The sequence below is a fragment of the Rhodococcus sp. NyZ502 genome (assembly GCF_041464245.1).
In the GTDB taxonomy this organism is placed as follows: domain Bacteria; phylum Actinomycetota; class Actinomycetes; order Mycobacteriales; family Mycobacteriaceae; genus Rhodococcus_F; species Rhodococcus_F qingshengii.
Genome location: NZ_CP167155.1, coordinates 471,561 through 489,145, shown reverse-complemented (window position 1 = coordinate 489,145; position 17,585 = coordinate 471,561). Strand labels below are relative to the sequence as shown.

Sequence of the window (17,585 nt, the reverse complement as noted above, 5' to 3'; positions counted from 1 at the left end):
GCCCCCTCACGCTGACGGCATCCGGAGCGGGTTACCCGTGTGCCCGCACGGTCAAACACCGACCACCTTCTCCAACCAGGGTTTGAGAATGGGTAGAACATGAGTCGGTTGCATTGCCTGCGTGTGATCCAGACCGTCGAGTACCTCGATATCCCACCCTGCCGACCGAACGGCGTCGAGGTCGAGATCGGCCGGCGCGACCCGTACCCCACCCCATCGGTCACCGTATTCGATGACGTCTCGCGAACCGACGAAACACATTCGCGGACAAAGGATGCGCCCTTGAATCGTTCGATCGTCGAATTCACCAAGTGCGCGGTACAGCGTCACGAACTGCCGGGTCTGCGCTCCGGTCAACGCAATGTCGATGGAGTTCCAATCGAATTCGTCTGATGATGCTGTGGGCTGTGATGTGCGCTGGGGCGGTTCACTCGCCATGCGGTGTGTAGCTTCGGTAACCTGGAGCATCGCCTTGTACGGCCCATCCACCGGCGGGAAACCACCCATGACCAGTGCGGTCAGACGATCGGTGCGCAGCGCCAACTGCAATCCGCACAGTGCCAGCCAGGAGTATCCGTAGTAGGCGAACTGGTCGATCCCAGCCGAATTCGCCACAGCCAGAATGTCGGACGCGATGTTGTCGGGAGTGAGCGTGTCCGGAGCGGGCGACGCCATCCGGTGCCCTTCGTAGTCGAAGGCAACCACAGTGAAGTTCGACGCCAACCCTTCCATGAATGTTCGACCGAGCGAGGGGTCAACGCCCCAGGCACGAAGTTCGTCCGCCTTGATGCCGGTAGCCGAAATCGGATTCACGGGTATCAGCACGGCGGGGCCATGTCCGAGAACCTCGACCTCGATAGTTGTCCCGTCGTGAAGTCTTGCCTCAACCATGCCCACTCCCAAATCTTTACACTGTAAAGTAATTAAGAATAGCGCGACTCCACGAAAGCGACAGGATGAACAAACAGGCAGGCCGACGCGATATCGCACGCACGATTTCACTTCTGTGGCGTCAACCCGAGGCGCCTTCCGGCCGCCGAGGACCGAAGCCCGCGCTGTCCACTGACACAGTCGTTGACGCCGCGATCGAAGTCGCCGACGCCAACCCCACGACACCGTTGTCGATGCGCATGATCGGCGACCACCTCGGCCGCACTGCGATGTCGTTGTACACCTACATACCGGGAAAGGACGAACTGCTGGACCTGATGTACGACCGGGTGCATGCCGAGCTACCGCCGATCGCAGACACCGGCGACTGGCGCATGGCACTCTCCGACTGGGCCGCCGCACTCTTCGCCCTAAATACACGCCATCCGTGGACATTGGATGTCTCGTTGGCGCGCCCCGTCCTAGGTCCGCACGAGCAGGCAGGACTCGAATCACTCCTGTCCATTCTCTACTCCACAAGTCTCGATGCTCCGACCATCCGCAGATCGGTGAGCATGCTTTTCCATTTCATCCGGGGGTCCGCGCGGACCTTAGCTGAGATCCGGAGCGCCTCGACCATCGGAGATTCCGAATCTCATTGGTGGGCAGAGTCTTCTGCTGCACTGGCCGATGCTGCACCGGATTTCGCGGACGACTTCCCCCACACGATGCAGTTGGGTCGGGAGGCCCCACCGGTACCGGGCGGCGACTTCTATCTCGAACGAGAAACCGAAGAGTCATTTACTCAGGGCCTACAGATCCTCCTTGACGGTATCGAATCGAGGATTCGAAAACACTCTTGACTCGAACGCATGTTCGAGTATGATTTGGGGAGGGGATCGGGGGGGTTCAATGAGTGTCTTGTTGTCGGACGTGGTGTCTGGTTCTGCGGTGGGGTTACGCGGACGGTTGTGGCAGTTGACTGCTGCCGAGTTACGTGCGGCTGCGGTGTCGGCGAGTGCGGAGATTCTGCGCCTGGAAGCCGTTCGTGTGACGGTGGTGGACGAGTTGTCGTTGCGCCCGGATGATCAGGTGATTGCCAGCCGCGGTGTGGGGTCCTGGTTGGCGGCCAACACGATGCTGCAGGTTCGGGACGGGAAGAAGATCGCCGCGTTGGGTGCGGCTTTGCGGCCGTTTCCGGCGGTGGCGGCTCGGTTCGATGGCGGGGATTGCTCCTTCGATCATGCCGTGTTGATCGTGGCGTTCTGTGAATCACCACCGAAGGGGATGCCGGAGGAGGCGCTCCCGAAGTGCATCGATTTGTTGCTCGCTGCTGCGTCGGGTGTGGAGGCGACGACGACGAAGGTGCGGAACGTGATCGCGACCTTGGAGCGGTTGTTCGAATCCGATGAGATCCCGCCCGCCGAAGATGTCGACCGGAACGAGTTGCGGATCGCCTCGACATTGAACGGTCGGGTGGTGGTGCGCGGCGATTTCGACGCCCTCACCGGCGAAATGCTGCTCTCCGCGTTGTCGAATCTGACGATGCCCACCCCGGCACCGGACGGAACCCCCGACGCCCGGTCGGCAGCGAAGCGGACCGCGGACGGGTTCACCGAACTGATCCGCCGGTACCTCGACTGCGCCAAAACCGGCAAAGACGGTGGCCAACGTCCGCACGTGAACGTGCACATCAATGCCCATGATCTCGCTGAGCATCGAGACTGCGCCGCCACACCCTCCACTGCTGATGGTGAAGAGTCTCTGTCGGATCTTGATGTCGGGCACATGCCCTGGCTCGGGCCACTCTCGGTGTCGCAGACCAGGCTTCTCGGGTGTGATTGTTTCCTGTCGACCGTTCTGCTCGACGATCACGGCGCGCCCTTGGATGCGCAACCAGGGAAGAGGTTGGTCACCGCCGAACAACGCGTCGCCCTCATCGCCCGAGACAAAGGCTGCGCCTTCCCGGGCTGCACATGCGTGCCCGCCTGGACGGATGCGCACCATATCCGGCACTGGGCAAACGGTGGCCCGACGGTGATGAACAACCTGGTCCTGCTGTGCCGTTCACATCACCGGCTGATGCACCGCAAATCCGGGTTCGTCGGGAAATGGGAAATCCGAATAGGAGTCGACAACAAACCCTGGTTCATCCCGCCGCCCTCGATCGACCCCGGGCAGCAACCGCGCCCAGCGAACACCACATTCAAAACCTGAGAACGAACCTCAGGCACAACAGAACACGGCCGAGCACCGCATCGAAGGGATCCCCCCGATGCGGTGCCAACAGGCCGTGGCGAACCCGTCAGACGGCCTGCGCAACCTTGGCGGCTCGCGGGAATCGCTCCCGAATCTCCGCTGGCGTGACAACTCTCGGGTCCAGGGGTTGCTCGTCACGCAGGTGGCGCTCCAACACCTTGCCCGTCATCGGCGCAATGACTTTCAGAGCAGTGGTCATGTTCTTCGGTGAACTACCCAACCGGACTGCCGTTCGCACCGCGGGCGCAATTGCTCTGTCCAACAACGCTGGCTGATCGAACCCACCCATCGTTCGCATCCAGCCGGGCAAAGTCGAGATAGTGGCCGGCGCGACCAATCGGCTGAATGTCGCGAACTTCGTCTTCCCCTGCGCTCTCGGTGTTCTCAACAAGTAGTGCATCGCCCGGTTGGCACGCTCGGAGGTACACAATCTGGGCCTGACTTCAGCGAAGTACTCACGTACCTCGTCTCGGGAGCGTGGAACGTCGGAGGTCTTGCATGTCTGTAGTTCGGCAGCGATCACGCATTCTTCCCAGTACCGCTGCTCTTCGACAGCTGAAAGCGGGCCCGGCCCATACATCTCGTAGCACTTGAGCACCGAATGCCAACCCGTCACGTGGATCCAGAGTTGTGAGGCCGGATTGTTTGCGCTGTAACGAGTTCCGGTGATCGGTTCAACGCCCGTAGCCTGAGCATGAACTGTCATGAGGTGGTCGGACAGCGCCAGTGCTGTCCGCCCGTCGGCAGTGGCGACGGTCAGGAAGTACGCCAAGGTTCGGTCGAGTCGCCCGGCCGGATCGCTGTAAATCCCGCTCATGTCTGCCACTGCGGCAGCCAAGAAGGGGTCGAAGTGCTCGAGCACCACCGACCGCTGGAACCCGATCAGCGCTGTCGGCGCGGCCCAGATCTTCCAACTGGGTGATCCTGGGCCGAAGAAGCCGTAATCCTCACGCGGTCGATTCATCGTCAGTTCAGACATTTCATTCCTCCCCGTTCGTTGAGCCGGCACCGTTCATTTCGTAGGCACCAGACAAGGCGACTACTTGCTGCCAGACGTACTCGAATCGCTCCGCCGCGAACGTGGGGCGCCGAATAGATGCCAGTGCCAACCGTTGCTGATCTTCACTGGCGCTGGGTTTTCCGTACAACTCCACCGCTGCAGCACTGAAGTCGCGGACCAGGACATCGAAGATCTGATCCAGCACCCCACCGCTCCGCTGCCCCTCGTCCAATCCCAAGATCTCGGCTTGTTCGAGGATCAACTGGCCGTAGACGACGAGGGTGAAGAGTTCGGTGATCGCCAGGCCGAAGTCCAAGTCGACCTGCTGCGCCGCATCCGGTGCAGCTTCGGCCAAAAGGGTCACGAGCGCTTCTGCCTGCTCCATGAACAGTGCAACGTTGGGAACATCCGCGAACTTCGCGTACACCGCTCGCCAGTCGTCGAATCGAACCTTCGACAACCCCCGTGCCGGGCCCTGACGGAACAGGAACTCGTCGTCGGCTGCATCGTTGCGCGTCGGAATCGCCGGAAATGACTCGGGGGCAAAGAGGTACGCCGGCATGAACTTGGCGATCAGGGCGAGATTGACGGCGACGGTCCCCTCGAGCTTGGGCAGCCCGTCGACATCCATCTTGGCCACCGCGAGGTAGCTGTCCTTCTCGAAGCCCTTTGCCGCAGCGATGTCGGAGAGCAGTCCGATCACCTTCTGTGCCTCGGTTGTCACCTTCATCTTGGTGACGGGATTGAACAAGAGGTAGCGGCGGTCCTCGGGCGATGCGGTGCGGAAGTAGTCCACCGCACGATCCGAGAAGAGCCTCATCGCCAGCAGGCGCGCGTACGCGTCGACGAATTCACGTCGTACGTGTGGGAACGCCGTGACGGGATTGCCGAACAGGATTCGATTGTGCGCGTGGGTAATCGTCTCGTACAAGGTATGAGTCGACATACCGATTCCGCCGAAGCACAGGTTGAACTTTCCGATGTTCACGGTGTTGAGTGCGGCACTGAATGCTGCCTCGCCGGTATGCAGGATATCCTCTGCCGCAACGGGATAGTCGACGAGTGAGAACTCCGCTACGTACATCTGGGCCGGAACGATGTTCTTCACCACGGTGAATGCCGGATGGTCCGAGTCGGCGTAAAAGAAGACGTACTGATCAGTGCCCTCCACTCCGTCGACACGGCCGAAGACAGAGACCGTGTTGGCGCAGTTGCCATTTCCGATGTAGTACTTCGAACCGCTGGCCAGGTACCCGCCGCTGCCGTTGGGCGTCAAGACCATGTCCGTGGAGTAGACGTCCGCGCCATGCTCTTTCTCGGACAGTCCGAATGCCGCAACGCCTCCGGAAGCCAAAGCGGAAGCTGCTCGCGCCCTTGCCGTCTCGTTGTCGCTCTGCCACACCGGCCCGAGACCGAGGATGGTCACCTGCCACGGGTACCAGTAGTTGAGTCCGTAGAAGCCGAGGATCTCGGACAGCGCGGCGATACGACTGGTATCCCAGCGCTTGTCAGAGTCGCCACCACTGTCGCGGGCGGGCGTCAGAAATGTGGCGAACAGACCTTCCTTCGCCGCGAAATCGAGGAAATCGGAGTAGAAGATCTTGTCGTGATAGTCGGCCAGGAGTCGGTTCTTTCCACGCGCCTCGAACCAGTCGACGGTCGCGCCCAGCAGTCTCCGCGTGGTCGCGTCGAACTCCGGCCGATCGTACGTGGAGGGATGGAGCAGCAGATCATTCGGCACTAAAGAGGTCGACGCTGTCATAGCGGTTGTTCTCCTCGAGATCTCGGCAGAGGCGCCTCACTGAGCACCATTCGAATACAACGCCACCGTAACAATTGCAGACGATGAATACAACGGTTGCGTATTATTCACGAAGAAGTGGCAGGCAGATTAGGGTGAGAGCGGAGGTGATGCACACGATGACCAGGTCACAAGCTGACGCAACGGATACACCGCGGCGCAAGTACGCCCCTCGCATGGCGCCGGAGCAACGTCGCGAGCAGCTCCTCGACGCAGCATTCGAGGTCACCGGCCGCGTTGGCCTGCACAACCTCAGCATGGAATCCGTCGCTGCCGAAGCCGGTGTCGGCAAGCCCGTCCTCTACACGATTTTCGATACCAGGACCGATCTCGTCGCTGCACTGCTGCGCCGCGAGCACGAGCGAGCCATCGCTCAGGTGCTCGAAACCATGCCGACAGATCTGAGCGAACTCGGCCCAGCGGCGTCGTACACCGGGACCGTCGGCGCCTTCGTCGACGCCGTACTGGAGAACCCGACGCGCTGGCGCCTGATTCTGACGTCTGTCGAGAACGCCCCCAGCGAGTATCACGGCTTGTTGAAGCTCTCTCGCGGAGCTGTCTTCGCCCGCGCCGAAGAACTGGCCCGCGCCGGGATTGCCCTCGAGTCGAAGCTCGAAGGCCTTGATCCGGTTCTCCTCGCACACACCATGATGTCGTTCGCCGAAATGCTCGGACGACTGGCCGTCAGTGATCCCGAAACCTATACCCGAGAACGACTTTCCAGTTTTGCCGTGGCTCTCGCACAATCGGTCGGGCGTTAGCGGCCGACTGAAACCTGTCGGTCGGATCTGCTTCAATACACGCATGACATCACCATCGATCGAACCGCTACAGCTTTTCGAAACGTCTCCGGGCAACTGGTCACTGATGCTCACCGACCAGCATTTCGGCAAGGTGGCATCGATATTCGAGCAGGTAGAGGGTTTCGAAGGCTCCGGTTACGACTGGGCGTCGGTCGCCCACGCAGTGGTAGGCCGCGATGCACCGCATCTGGAGGGCCGCTTCGGCACCGATCCCGAAGCGGGCATGTTTGTTGCGTACGGCAGCGACAACGGAGCTCTCGGTGAGCTCGGAGCGCTACTCGCCAAAGCGTATTCGGATGCCGAGTACCTCGGTGGCCTGGTCGCCATTTCCGAACTCGACTAGAGCGCCTGTCGAAACGACACCGGCCCCACACCTAGGTGCGGGGCCGGTACCGAACGAAAGATCTAGCCGACCAACAGCTCGGCAATCTGAATCGTGTTGAGCGCGGCACCCTTACGCAGGTTGTCGCCCGAAACGAAGAGCGCGAGTCCGCGTCCCTCCGGGACACCCGGATCCTGACGGATACGACCGACCAGCGACGCGTTGCCACCGGCAGCGGCCAGCGGCGTCGGAACCTCGACCAGCTCGACGCCCGGAGCGTCGGCGAGGATCTCCTTGGCGCGAGCAACCGAGAGCGGGTTGGCGAACTCTGCGTTGATCGCGAGCGAGTGCCCGGTCACGACGGGAACGCGCACGCACGTACCCGAAACCAACAGATCGGGAAGTCCGAGGATCTTGCGGCTCTCGTTGCGGAGCTTCTGATCCTCGTCGGTCTCGCCGCTTCCGTCGTCGACCAGCGAACCTGCGAGAGGCAGGACGTTGAACGCGATGGGGGCGACGTAGTTGTTCGGGGCCGGGAAGTCGACGGCACTGCCGTCGTGAACCAGCTTCTCCGCGTCTCCGACTACGGCGCGCACCTGGCCGAGGAGTTCCTCGACGCCGGCGATGCCGCTACCGGACACGGCCTGGTAGCTGGAGACGATCAGACGCTGCAGACCGGCTTCGTCGTGCAGAACCTTCAGCACCGGCATCGCTGCCATGGTGGTGCAGTTGGGGTTCGCGATAATGCCCTTGACCAGGTTCTTCGTGTCCTGCGGGTTGACCTCGCTGACCACGAGGGGAACCTCGGGATCCTTGCGCCATGCCGAAGAGTTGTCGACAACGGTCGCGCCGGCAGCAGCGAAGCGAGGAGCCTGGGCGCGCGAGAGCGTCGCACCGGCTGAGAACAGGGCGATGTCGATGCCCTTCAGGTCCTCATCCGATGTGGCGGCCGCATCCTCGACGATGATCTCTTCGCCGCGGAAGGGCAGCTTCTTACCGGCGGAGCGTGCAGATGCGAAGAACCGCACCTTGTCCGCGGGGAAGTTCCGCTCTTCGAGCAAAGTGCGCATGACGATGCCGACCTGACCGGTCGCACCGACAACAGCGATAGTCGTCATGAGAAATTACCGTCCCGTTCCAGCGTGTACTACTGCTTCTTCTTCGCCACCGAGCCCGAAAGCGTCGTGGATGACACGTACAGCGTCGTCCAATTCGGTGTCCTTGACCAGCACTGAGATGCGGATCTCAGAGGTCGAGATGAGGTCGATGTTGATGTCTGCCTTGGCCAGCGCCTCGCAGAACGTGGCGGTGACGCCCGGGTGGCTCCGCATTCCGGCGCCGACCAGGGAAACCTTGCCGATGTGGTCGTCGAACAAGATCTGCGTGAAGCCGATGTCTTCCTGACGCTTGGTCAGGATCTCGACGGCGCGGGGGCCGTCGGCCGTCGGAAGCGTGAAGGTGATGTCCGTCTTGTTTGTCTCCACCTTGGAGATGTTCTGCAGCACCATGTCGATGTTGATCTCGGCATCGGAGACTGCGCGGAACACCTTGGCAGCGTGTCCCGGTGTGTCCGGCAATCCGACAACGGTGATCTTGGCTTCGCCGCGATCGTGCGCGACTCCGGTGATCAGGGCCTCTTCCACAGGAATGTCCTCCATCGATCCGGACACGATTGTTCCGGGCTTGGTGGTGTATGACGAACGGACGTGCACAGGCACGTTGTAACGACGGGCGTACTCGACGCACCGGAGCATGAGCACCTTGGCACCACACGCTGCGAGTTCGAGCATTTCCTCGAAGGAAACCGTCTCGAGGCGGTGAGCGTCGGGGACGATGCGCGGATCGGCGGAGAAAACGCCGTCGACGTCGGTGTAGATCTCGCAGACGTCGGCGTTGAGTGCAGCTGCCAACGCCACGGCAGTGGTGTCCGAGCCACCGCGTCCGAGCGTCGTGATGTCCTTGCTGTCCTGGCTGACGCCTTGGAATCCGGCGACCAGAACGATCGAGCCTTCGTCCAGCGCAGTGCGAACACGGCCCGGCGTGACGTCGATGATCTTGGCGTTTCCGTGGCTGCCGGTCGTGATGACTCCGGCTTGTGAGCCCGAGAACGAACGAGCTTCGGCGCCGAGGGAGTGAATTGCCATCGCTACCAAGGAGTTGGAGATGCGCTCACCCGAGGTCAGCAGCATGTCCATTTCACGGGCCGGCGGGGAAGGGCACACCTGCTGAGCCAGATCGAGCAGCTCATCGGTGGTATCGCCCATCGCTGACACCACGACGACGACATCATTGCCGGCCTTCTTGGTCTCGACGATCCGTTCAGCGACTCGTCGGATGCGCTCGGCGGTTGCCACCGAGGATCCGCCGTACTTCTGGACGACGAGAGCCACGCGTTTCTACCTCCAGGTCGAAATTGTTTACAGATACCAGAGGTCGAGCTTACCGAGGTGGTCCTGGGACTTCCCGATGCGTACTGCTGTTCGCCTCAGATCCGCGCGGGATCAGTTGCGAGATCCGCGATCGCATCAACGTCGCAGAACGCGAGCCACCGGCAACGTAACCGACCACCGTGACGGCAACTCCGCAGGCGAGAAGCACGCGGATACTGCTGACCAGCGAAACTGCCAGCGCGTCGTACACCGCGACTGCCGCCTCAGATGACGGTATGTCTGAATTCTGTAAATAGACCCGCCGCACGACGGCCAGCGCCACCAACAGGGCGATCATCGCCACCGCCGTCGCCAGCCCGACCAGGGACAGTGCGCGCATTCTCCTCGGCGCAACTGCGACGGCCGCGATCGCACAGGCCAGCGACACCCACGGCAGCCAGGCCGCTGCCCGGTCGAGAGTGTTCGAGAGGTCCTGGGCCCGCACCAGCTCGTCGGATTGCAGGATCTCGAACTGCGGATCGAACGTCGGAAGACGATCGACGACGGTGAATCCGCGATCGCGGAGGTTCGTCCGCAGTTCTGTCATGATCGGCTCGAGGGACAAGGTGACTGTTCCGCTGTCGTCGGACCGAACGATGCCGTCGGTGGCTCTGCCGGTCACCATCGCAGCAAGTTGCGCGTGCGCCTGACGGTTGGCCGCGGTCCAGAGCGTCGCGAACTGGTCGCTGGAGACCAACGACTGAGCCGCCTCCCGAACAAGTTTCTCGGCTTGTCTCGTCACCACCTGCGGAAACCGGTCCAACCGCTGCGTCAGTTCCTCGGTCAGCCGATCAACGACAGCCGCTTGGACAGCAGGTTCGGAAGCCAACGGGGCAACCGTCTCGACGTAACTGTCGGTGTCGTTCACCTGGGTGTGGACGAACAGCGCGAGCACCGAGCCGGCAGCACCGAGACCAGCGAGAACGATCAGCAGTGAACAGACGATCCAGCGGATCGAGCGCATCACGTGTGCTTGGCGCGCGCCGGTCGAATCTTCGCGGTGATGTGGTGAATGCGGTGATCGTCAGCGGGTATCCGGAAGGTCTCGGTAACCCGAACGGTCATCAGGTTCCGCCCGAACAACCCGGCGTCGAGGAGGTAGTCAGCCGTCAGGTCGTCCCCGTCGACCGTCCACTCCACCTCACGAATGTCGCGGATCACGCGATACTGAGGACCTCCGGAAAGGCTGCGCCGCAAATGATTCCCCGAAAATCCGGTCTTGAGCCCGACCTCGTGGCGTACCGCGTCCGGAGCCAGCGGTACGGAACTGCCATCGTGACTGCGGAGCGCGTCGAGGTACGTCCTCGCCACGGCGATTCGGGGATCCATGGACGACAGTCCACCATTTTCGGGGCCGAAACGGCAGCACAATTCGGCGACAAATTGGACATGAGGGCGAACCCCACCGATTTCTCGCGAAATCCAGGAGTAGAGTGCTGTGCATGCAGCGCGCACTCCTTCTTGGTTGCCGCGACGGGGTCTGATCCAGACTGGCCTCCCGCCGCGGGGTTTTTGTGCGCCGGTCGACCAAGCCTTCCGGACTCATGGTCTTGACCAACAGGTCAACAGGCCGGGTCCACAATCCTGGAGATCACACCCATGTCCCCCGCTGACGCATTCACCACCGGCACTCGCACCATCACCCCGCCCACGAAGCCGGCACCGTCCGACCAGCCTGCGTGGAACACGCAGAAGAACTCGTCGATGCCGACGTTCCGCTACCGCCCGTTCGCCGAAGAGGTCGAGACGGTCACGCTGCCCGACCGCACCTGGCCGGACAAGATCATCGACCGAGCACCCCAGTGGTGTGCCGTTGACCTGCGCGACGGCAACCAGGCGCTGATCGATCCGATGAGCCCGGCGCGCAAGCGTCGTATGTTCGATCTCCTGGTTCGTATGGGCTACAAGGAGATCGAGGTCGGCTTCCCGTCCGCGAGCCAGACGGACTTCGATTTCGTTCGCGAGATCATCGAGGACGGCGCCATCCCGTCCGACGTCACCATCCAGGTGCTGACGCAGTCGCGTCCCGAGCTGATCAAGCGCACGTTCGAGGCCTGTGAAGGTGCCGAGAACGCGATCGTGCACTTCTACAACTCCACCTCGATTCTGCAGCGCCGCGTCGTGTTCCGCGCCGACAAGGACACGATCAAGAAGATCGCCACCGACGCCGCCGAACTGGTCCTCGCCGAGTCGAAGAAGTACCCGGACACGAACTGGCGCTGGGAATACTCGCCCGAGTCCTACACCGGCACCGAGCTCGAGTACGCCAAGGAAGTATGTGACGCCGTCACCGAAACCCTGGGTGCGACGCCGGCCAACCCGGTCATCCTGAACCTGCCCGCCACCGTCGAGATGGCTACACCCAACGTGTATGCCGACTCCATCGAGTGGATGCACCGCAACCTGGCCCGCCGCGATTCGGTCATCCTGTCGCTGCACCCCCACAACGACCGCGGCACGGGTGTCGCTGCAGCCGAGCTGGGCTACCAGGCCGGCGCGGACCGCATCGAAGGCTGCCTGTTCGGCAACGGTGAGCGCACCGGCAACGTCTGCCTGGTCACTCTCGCTCTGAACATGTTCACGCGCGGCGTCGACCCGCAGATCGATTTCTCGAACATCGACGAGATCCGTCGCACGGTCGAGTACTGCAACCAGCTGCCCGTCCACGAGCGTCATCCGTACGGCGGCGACCTGGTCTACACCGCGTTCTCCGGCAGCCACCAGGACGCGATCAACAAGGGCCTCGACGCCATGAAGGTCGACGCCGACAGCCAGAACTCCGACGTCGACGACATTCTCTGGCAGGTCCCCTACCTGCCGATCGACCCGAAGGACGTCGGCCGCAGCTACGAGGCCGTCATCCGTGTGAACTCGCAGTCCGGCAAGGGCGGCGTCGCATACATCATGAAGGCCGATCACGGTCTGGTGCTGCCGCGTCGTCTGCAGGTCGAGTTCTCGCAGTCGGTCCAGAAGATCACCGACGGCGAGGGCGGCGAGGTCTCGCCGAAGGAAATGTGGGACGTCTTCCACGAGGAGTACCTCGCTCCCATCACCCCGCTCGAGCGCATGAAGCAGAAGGTCACCGCGTCCGAGGAGGACGGCGGCACCGATGCGATCACCGCAATCGTCAAGGTGAACGGCAAGGAGCAGGAGATCTCGGGAACCGGCAACGGCCCGCTCGCTGCCTTCGTCGACGCGCTGGGAAGCATCAACTTCGACGTTCGTGTCCTCGACTACTCCGAGCACGCCATGTCCGCCGGTGACGACGCCCAGGCCGCGGCCTACGTCGAGTGCGCCGTGACGGGCCCGGAGGGTCAGAGCACCGTCGTCTGGGGTGTGGGTATCGCCACGTCGATCACGACGGCCTCGCTGCGCGCTGTGGTCTCGGCAGTGAACCGCGCCAGCTGACACTCAGCTCCTGACTCGTGAACAATCCCTGGTCTCACCCGATTTTCGGGTGGGGCCAGGGTCGTTTTCAGAGCACTGAAGATTTTCGGTCGATGTTTTCGATTCGGTATGACATTGGTCCCGAAAGAGTCGGTTAGCGAAGTTAACAAAAAGAATTCACCCATCGAGGATGATGCAGACGCCACGTGCGCGTGAGATAGTCAGCTCAGACAAATCCGACTTGTGAAATGGAGCTCGACAATGGATTCCTTTTGGGACTTCCTCTGGCTGATCATCATCAGCTTCGCGTTCATCGCGTACTTGATCCTGCTCTTCTCGATCATCACCGACCTGTTCCGCGATCACAAGACCTCCGGCTGGGTGAAGGCAATCTGGATCGTCTTCCTGTTCTTCATTCCGCTGCTCACCTCGCTCGTCTACCTGATCGTTCGCAGTGACGGAATGGCACAGCGGTCCCTCGAGGCTGCGCAGCAGGTCAAGAACGCACAGGACAGCTACATTCGTGAGGTTGCCGGAAAGTCCCCGGCCGAATCCATCGCAGATGCAAAGGCACTTCTCGACGCCGGCACCATCAGTGAAGAAGAATTCGCAGCACTGAAGGCCAAGGCTCTCGCCTGATACCGGCCCTCACTAAGCGGCTCTCACTAATCCGTGAGGATTGCACTACCGAAACGGGAGCGACACTAATCGTGTCGCTCCCGTTTTGTGTTCATTCACCAACAGCTGCCCATTCACCGACAGCCGTTCATTCACCAACGGCCCTTCATTCACCGACAGCCTTCATTCACCGACAGCACGCGCGACGTCACGAAAGGCGTCGAGCACGACTCCGATAGCCGGACTGCGGTTGGCGTGTAACCGAGTTGCCAATTCATAAACTCGTGCAGCGCGCACTCCCGCCACCGGTTTCCTCGACACTCCGGGATGTGTGATCGCGTATCGCGGCATCAAAGCCACGCCGTGGCCCGCCGCCACCAGTTCTTCGATGACGCGGAAATCGTTGATCCGATGAGCGACGCGAGGCTGGACGCCGGTTACCGACGCAACCGACAGCAGAACGTCGTCGACCGGAAACCCGCCGCGCACGCTTATCCAGTTCTCGTCGGCCAATTGTTCCAGCCGGACCGAATCCTGCTCGGCGAGTGGATGATCAGGCCGCAGCACCAGATCGATCGGTTCACGCATCAGCGGTTGCACGCTGACCCGGGGAAACGACGTCTCGGCTCCGCGTTCGTCACGGTGAGTGAGGATCACATCGTGATCGGCCAACAGCCCAGGGACGGCCGACGCCGGTTTGTCGACGTCGTAGGCGTCGATGTCCACGTCCGAGTTCTTCAGCGCCGTCAGGACACCGGGCAGCAGGAGCGCCGCGCCGGAGGGAAAGAACGCGACTCGCACCTTTCCCCGCGGCGAGCCTCGGTACGACGCCATCTCGTCCGCCGCCCGGTCTAGCGCCGCCAAAACGTCGTCGGCGCGAAGCACCAGCGCTCTGCCCGCGTCGGTGAGGCGCAGCGTGCGCCCGTCCGGTTCGAGGAGCGAGACCCCCGCTTCTCGTCCGAGGATCTTGAGTTGTTGCGAGACGGCGGACGGCGTCATCGAGAGGGCGAGAGCAGTAGCGCCGACGGTTCCTCGGTCGGCGAGCTCGCGGAGGATTCGCAGGCGCGTGGCATCCATACGGTGACGAATATCCATGTAGCAAAACTACATGGATAGTGCATCTATATTCGCTTGTTCTGATGCTTCGTACGGCTCACGATTAACGCATGACTCCCCGCGACCGTCTCCTCGGCCTGACCGTGATCGTCTTGTGGGGTCTGAACTTCCTGGCCATTCGCGTCGGCCTGGATCATTTCCCGCCGTTCTTCTTCGCAGCGCTGCGGTTTCTGATCATCGCGATTCCGGTGGTCATCTTCGTGCCGCGTCCACAGGTGCCGCTCCGCTGGCTGCTGCTCTACGGATTCGGTTTCGGATTCGGCCAGTTCGTCTTCCTCTTCTGGGCGATGCATTCGGGGATGCCGACGGGCCTTGCATCACTTGTCCTGCAGTCGTCAGCACCGTTCACCGTCCTACTCGGCGCTTTCCTGCTCCGCGAGAAGCTCAGCGTCTGGCAGGTCTCCGGTATCGCCGTCGCCGTTGGCGGGATGTCCTTGATCGGCTGGGACCGCTCGCACCACGCGGCACTGCTGCCCGTCGTCCTCACACTCCTCGGCGGCCTGTCCTGGGCGTTCGGCAATCTCGGCAGCCGCTTGGCTGCGGCAAACACCGTCGGCGAGCCTGCACCGATGCGCTTGATGTTGTGGATGTGTGTCATCCCGCCGTTACCGATGCTCGCACTGTCAGCCGTGGTCGAAGGCCCCACAGTCGGCTGGCACGCACTCGGCACCGCATTCAGCGCCGACGCCTGGCCGTCGCTGGTCGGACTGGCCTACATCATTCTGCTCGGCACCATCGCCGGATCCGGGCTCTGGACGATGCTCATGGGCCGCTATCCCGCCGGCGTGGTGGCGCCGCTCTCCTTGCTGGTGCCAGTCGTGGGAATCGGCGCGTCCTGGCTGTTCCTGCACGAGGATCCGAGCCCGTTGTCACTGGTCGGGGCGGTCATCGTGATCGCCGGAGCGAGCGCCGCACAGATGAGACGTAAGCCCGCGAACACTGTTTTCTCGGACACACCTGCAGCCTCACCACCGGCGCGACTCGGCGTCTGACGACGCCCTGTGCCAAACTCGGGCCGTGGGAACTGGACTATCGATCACAGCGCGCGGAAAGCTCGCCATGCGAGCTGCCGCAGCAGCATCTTGGGCATCGCAGAAGGCCGGTCGCGGCAAGGGTTCGATGATCGGCGGGCTGATCGCCCTCAAGATCGACCCGACGCTCATGACTCAGCTCGGACGCGGCAAGCGCACCGTCGTGGTCACCGGCACCAACGGCAAGTCGACGACCACGCGTATGACCGCTGCAGCGCTCGCCACACTCGGTGACGTCGCGACCCAGGCCGACGGCGCCAACATGGATGCCGGGATCGTTGCCGCTCTGGCCGCCCGTACCGATGCGACGCTGGCGGCACTCGAGGTCGACGAACTGCACGTCCCCCACGTAGCCGACGCCGTGAACCCGGAAGTGATCGTGCTGCTCAACCTCAGCCGCGATCAACTCGACCGGGTCGGCGAGATCAACATGATCGAACGGAAACTGCGCGCGTGCGTCAACGCGCATCCGAATGCGGTGATCGTCGCCAACTGCGACGACGTACTGGTCACCTCCGTGGCATACGACGCCACCAACGTCGTGTGGGTTGCTGCCGGCGGCGGTTGGGCCGGCGATTCCGTCAGCTGCCCGCGCACCGGCGAACCCATCGTGTGGGAGGGAAAGCACTGGCGCAGTACCGGTTCCGACTTCGCGCGGCCCGAGCCGACCTGGTGGCTCGACGACGACAATCTCTACGGCCCCGACGGCCTGAAGATTCCGATGACGTTGACCCTCCCCGGAAAAGCCAACCGCGGCAACGCAGCTCAGGCCGTAGCGGCTGCAGCGGCTTTGGGTGCAGATCCGGTCGGGGCAGTTGCCGCCGCATCGACGGTTCAAGAAGTCGCAGGTCGATACAGCACCGTCGAGGTCGGACCGCACTCCGTTCACATGCTGCTCGCGAAGAATCCCGCCGGCTGGCAGGAAGCGCTGTCGATGATCGATCCCACGGTGGACGGTCTGGTCATCGCGGTGAACGGTCAGGTGCCGGACGGCGAGGACCTCTCCTGGCTGTGGGACGTGAAGTTCGAGCACTTCGAAGGTGTCAAGGTAGTGGCCGCCGGTGAACGCGGAACAGATCTGGCAGTTCGCCTCACGTACGCGGGCGTCGAGCACACTCTCGACCCGGACCCGTTGCGCGCCATCGCTTCCTGCCCTCCCGGACGTGTGGAGGTACTGGCGAACTACACGGCCTTCCGTGACCTCAACACTGCCATCGCGAAGGAGTCTCGCAATGTCTGACTCGACAGTTCGCATCGGTCTGGTACTCCCCGACGTCATGGGCACCTACGGCGACGGCGGCAATGCCCTGATCCTGCGTCAGCGTCTGCGGATGCGCGGCTACGACGCCGAAATCGTGGACATCACCCTCAGCGATCCGGTCCCCGATTCGCTCGACGTGTACACGTTGGGTGGCGCCGAGGATTCTGCTCAGCGCCTCGCCACGCGTCACCTCGCGAAATACCCTGGTCTGCAACGTGCCGCCGAGCGTGGCGCACCGGTTCTGGCGATCTGCGCGGCCATTCAGGTGCTCGGCAACTGGTACGAAACCTCCAGCGGCGAACGCGTCGACGGTGTCTCGATGCTCGACGTCACAACCTCGCCGCAGGAGAAGCGTTCCATCGGCGAAGTCATCACGAAGCCGCTGATCGACGGACTCACCGCGCCCCTCTCAGGTTTCGAGAATCACCGCGGCGGAACAACTCTGGGTAGCTCAGCCTCTGGATTCGCACGTGTCACCCATGGTGTCGGAAACGGCGTCGGCGACGGATTCGAAGGCGTCGTGCAGGGTTCGGTGATCGGGACGTACATGCACGGACCCGCTTTGGCTCGCAACCCCGAACTCGCGGACCTCCTGCTCATGCGCGCCTTGGGTGTGAACGAGCTTGAACCCCTGCATCTGCCCGAGGTCGACAGGCTCCGCAAGGAGCGACTCGCGATTCGCTGACCA

General features: G+C 62.5%; 17 protein-coding genes. 9 read left to right on the top strand and 8 right to left on the bottom strand.

Translation table 11 applies throughout. From position 1 onward, the window contains the following. Positions 1-51: 51 nt before the first annotated feature. Positions 52-891, bottom strand: coding sequence for an alpha/beta fold hydrolase (locus ACBG85_RS02320; protein WP_058038239.1), 840 nt, complete (start codon positions 889-891; stop codon positions 52-54). Positions 892-956: 65 nt separating this feature from the next. Here ACBG85_RS02320 and ACBG85_RS02315 point away from each other — a divergent pair, with 65 nt between their 5' ends. Together ACBG85_RS02315 and ACBG85_RS02310 are read left to right on the top strand one after the other, a co-directional pair. Further along, positions 957-1,733: a TetR/AcrR family transcriptional regulator gene (locus ACBG85_RS02315; protein WP_058038238.1), complete on the top strand. Its 777-nt coding sequence runs from the start codon at positions 957-959 to the stop codon at positions 1,731-1,733. Positions 1,734-1,782: 49 nt separating this feature from the next. Beyond that, positions 1,783-3,087 carry an HNH endonuclease signature motif containing protein gene (locus ACBG85_RS02310; protein ID WP_058038237.1) on the top strand — a complete coding sequence of 435 codons (1,305 nt, stop codon included), beginning with the start codon at positions 1,783-1,785 and terminating at the stop codon, positions 3,085-3,087. 88 nt (positions 3,088-3,175) lie between these two features. Here ACBG85_RS02310 and ACBG85_RS02305 read toward each other — a convergent pair whose 3' ends face one another. After that, positions 3,176-4,108, bottom strand: coding sequence for an oxygenase MpaB family protein (locus ACBG85_RS02305; protein WP_372026056.1), 933 nt, complete (start codon positions 4,106-4,108; stop codon positions 3,176-3,178). Position 4,109: 1 nt separating this feature from the next. Then, positions 4,110-5,891 (bottom strand): acyl-CoA dehydrogenase, encoded by a 1,782-nt coding sequence (locus ACBG85_RS02300; protein WP_063315199.1) that lies wholly within the window; start codon positions 5,889-5,891, stop codon positions 4,110-4,112. 149 nt (positions 5,892-6,040) lie between these two features. Between ACBG85_RS02300 and ACBG85_RS02295 the strand changes: the two genes are divergently transcribed. Together ACBG85_RS02295 and ACBG85_RS02290 are read left to right on the top strand one after the other, a co-directional pair. Beyond that, a complete protein-coding gene (locus tag ACBG85_RS02295; protein WP_007731498.1) occupies positions 6,041-6,691 on the top strand; it encodes a TetR/AcrR family transcriptional regulator in 651 nt (216 codons plus the stop codon). 43 nt (positions 6,692-6,734) lie between these two features. Beyond that, positions 6,735-7,076 carry an Imm51 family immunity protein gene (locus ACBG85_RS02290; protein WP_003943507.1) on the top strand — a complete coding sequence of 114 codons (342 nt, stop codon included), beginning with the start codon at positions 6,735-6,737 and terminating at the stop codon, positions 7,074-7,076. Between the two features lie 62 nt (positions 7,077-7,138). On the opposite strand, the gene ACBG85_RS02285 is transcribed toward ACBG85_RS02290, so the two are convergent. The 4 genes from ACBG85_RS02285 to ACBG85_RS02270 are packed head-to-tail and all read right to left on the bottom strand — an operon-like array spanning position 7,139 to position 10,813. After that, positions 7,139-8,173 carry an aspartate-semialdehyde dehydrogenase gene (locus tag ACBG85_RS02285; protein ID WP_042447794.1) on the bottom strand — a complete coding sequence of 345 codons (1,035 nt, stop codon included), beginning with the start codon at positions 8,171-8,173 and terminating at the stop codon, positions 7,139-7,141. Between the two features lie 6 nt (positions 8,174-8,179). After that, positions 8,180-9,445 (bottom strand): aspartate kinase, encoded by a 1,266-nt coding sequence (locus ACBG85_RS02280; RefSeq protein WP_003943494.1) that lies wholly within the window; start codon positions 9,443-9,445, stop codon positions 8,180-8,182. A 49-nt stretch (positions 9,446-9,494) separates the two neighbouring features. Further along, positions 9,495-10,448, bottom strand: coding sequence for a hypothetical protein (locus tag ACBG85_RS02275; RefSeq protein WP_007731502.1), 954 nt, complete (start codon positions 10,446-10,448; stop codon positions 9,495-9,497). Further along, positions 10,448-10,813, bottom strand: coding sequence for a hypothetical protein (locus tag ACBG85_RS02270; protein ID WP_042922809.1), 366 nt, complete (start codon positions 10,811-10,813; stop codon positions 10,448-10,450). Before ACBG85_RS02270 ends, ACBG85_RS02275 begins: the two co-directional genes overlap by 1 nt. Before the next feature lie 270 nt (positions 10,814-11,083). On the opposite strand from ACBG85_RS02270, the gene leuA reads away from it, so the two are divergent. Both leuA and ACBG85_RS02260 read left to right on the top strand, forming a co-directional pair. Beyond that, complete coding sequence (gene leuA, locus ACBG85_RS02265) at positions 11,084-12,892, top strand: 2-isopropylmalate synthase (protein WP_003943488.1); 1,809 nt, start codon at positions 11,084-11,086, stop codon at positions 12,890-12,892. A gap of 240 nt (positions 12,893-13,132) precedes the next feature. Further along, positions 13,133-13,510: an SHOCT domain-containing protein gene (locus tag ACBG85_RS02260; RefSeq protein WP_003943489.1), complete on the top strand. Its 378-nt coding sequence runs from the start codon at positions 13,133-13,135 to the stop codon at positions 13,508-13,510. 162 nt (positions 13,511-13,672) lie between these two features. Here ACBG85_RS02260 and ACBG85_RS02255 read toward each other — a convergent pair whose 3' ends face one another. Then, positions 13,673-14,566: a LysR family transcriptional regulator gene (locus ACBG85_RS02255; RefSeq protein WP_372027822.1), complete on the bottom strand. Its 894-nt coding sequence runs from the start codon at positions 14,564-14,566 to the stop codon at positions 13,673-13,675. A gap of 89 nt (positions 14,567-14,655) precedes the next feature. Here ACBG85_RS02255 and ACBG85_RS02250 point away from each other — a divergent pair, with 89 nt between their 5' ends. Genes ACBG85_RS02250 through ACBG85_RS02240 form a run of 3 tightly spaced genes read left to right on the top strand, consistent with a single transcriptional unit; the run spans position 14,656 to position 17,582 of the window. Continuing rightward, positions 14,656-15,597, top strand: a complete 942-nt coding sequence (locus ACBG85_RS02250) for an EamA family transporter (protein ID WP_372026051.1) — start codon at positions 14,656-14,658, stop codon at positions 15,595-15,597. Positions 15,598-15,622: 25 nt separating this feature from the next. Beyond that, the gene (locus ACBG85_RS02245; RefSeq protein WP_003943457.1) at positions 15,623-16,876 is read left to right on the top strand and encodes a MurT ligase domain-containing protein; all 1,254 of its coding nucleotides are present in this window, start codon (positions 15,623-15,625) and stop codon (positions 16,874-16,876) included. Continuing rightward, a complete protein-coding gene (locus ACBG85_RS02240; RefSeq protein WP_075831925.1) occupies positions 16,869-17,582 on the top strand; it encodes a type 1 glutamine amidotransferase in 714 nt (237 codons plus the stop codon). The genes ACBG85_RS02245 and ACBG85_RS02240 overlap by 8 nt, the downstream gene beginning before the upstream one ends. Positions 17,583-17,585: the final 3 nt, after the last annotated feature.

Bases quoted from the DNA above. Each gene is read 5' to 3' on its own strand.
- ACBG85_RS02260 (WP_003943489.1), top strand. From the start codon at position 13,133: ATGGATTCCTTTTGGGACTTCCTCTGGCTGATCATCATCAGCTTCGCG.
- ACBG85_RS02250 (WP_372026051.1), top strand. From the start codon at position 14,656: ATGACTCCCCGCGACCGTCTCCTCGGCCTGACCGTGATCGTCTTGTGG.
- ACBG85_RS02305 (WP_372026056.1), bottom strand. From the start codon at position 4,108: ATGTCTGAACTGACGATGAATCGACCGCGTGAGGATTACGGCTTCTTC.
- ACBG85_RS02275 (WP_007731502.1), bottom strand. From the start codon at position 10,448: ATGCGCTCGATCCGCTGGATCGTCTGTTCACTGCTGATCGTTCTCGCT.
- ACBG85_RS02315 (WP_058038238.1), top strand. From the start codon at position 957: ATGAACAAACAGGCAGGCCGACGCGATATCGCACGCACGATTTCACTT.
- ACBG85_RS02320 (WP_058038239.1), bottom strand. From the start codon at position 891: ATGGTTGAGGCAAGACTTCACGACGGGACAACTATCGAGGTCGAGGTT.
- ACBG85_RS02290 (WP_003943507.1), top strand. From the start codon at position 6,735: ATGACATCACCATCGATCGAACCGCTACAGCTTTTCGAAACGTCTCCG.
- ACBG85_RS02255 (WP_372027822.1), bottom strand. From the start codon at position 14,566: ATGGATGCCACGCGCCTGCGAATCCTCCGCGAGCTCGCCGACCGAGGA.
- ACBG85_RS02310 (WP_058038237.1), top strand. From the start codon at position 1,783: ATGAGTGTCTTGTTGTCGGACGTGGTGTCTGGTTCTGCGGTGGGGTTA.
- ACBG85_RS02295 (WP_007731498.1), top strand. From the start codon at position 6,041: ATGCACACGATGACCAGGTCACAAGCTGACGCAACGGATACACCGCGG.
- ACBG85_RS02285 (WP_042447794.1), bottom strand. From the start codon at position 8,173: ATGACGACTATCGCTGTTGTCGGTGCGACCGGTCAGGTCGGCATCGTC.
- ACBG85_RS02240 (WP_075831925.1), top strand. From the start codon at position 16,869: ATGTCTGACTCGACAGTTCGCATCGGTCTGGTACTCCCCGACGTCATG.
- ACBG85_RS02300 (WP_063315199.1), bottom strand. From the start codon at position 5,891: ATGACAGCGTCGACCTCTTTAGTGCCGAATGATCTGCTGCTCCATCCC.
- leuA (WP_003943488.1), top strand. From the start codon at position 11,084: ATGTCCCCCGCTGACGCATTCACCACCGGCACTCGCACCATCACCCCG.
- ACBG85_RS02270 (WP_042922809.1), bottom strand. From the start codon at position 10,813: ATGGATCCCCGAATCGCCGTGGCGAGGACGTACCTCGACGCGCTCCGC.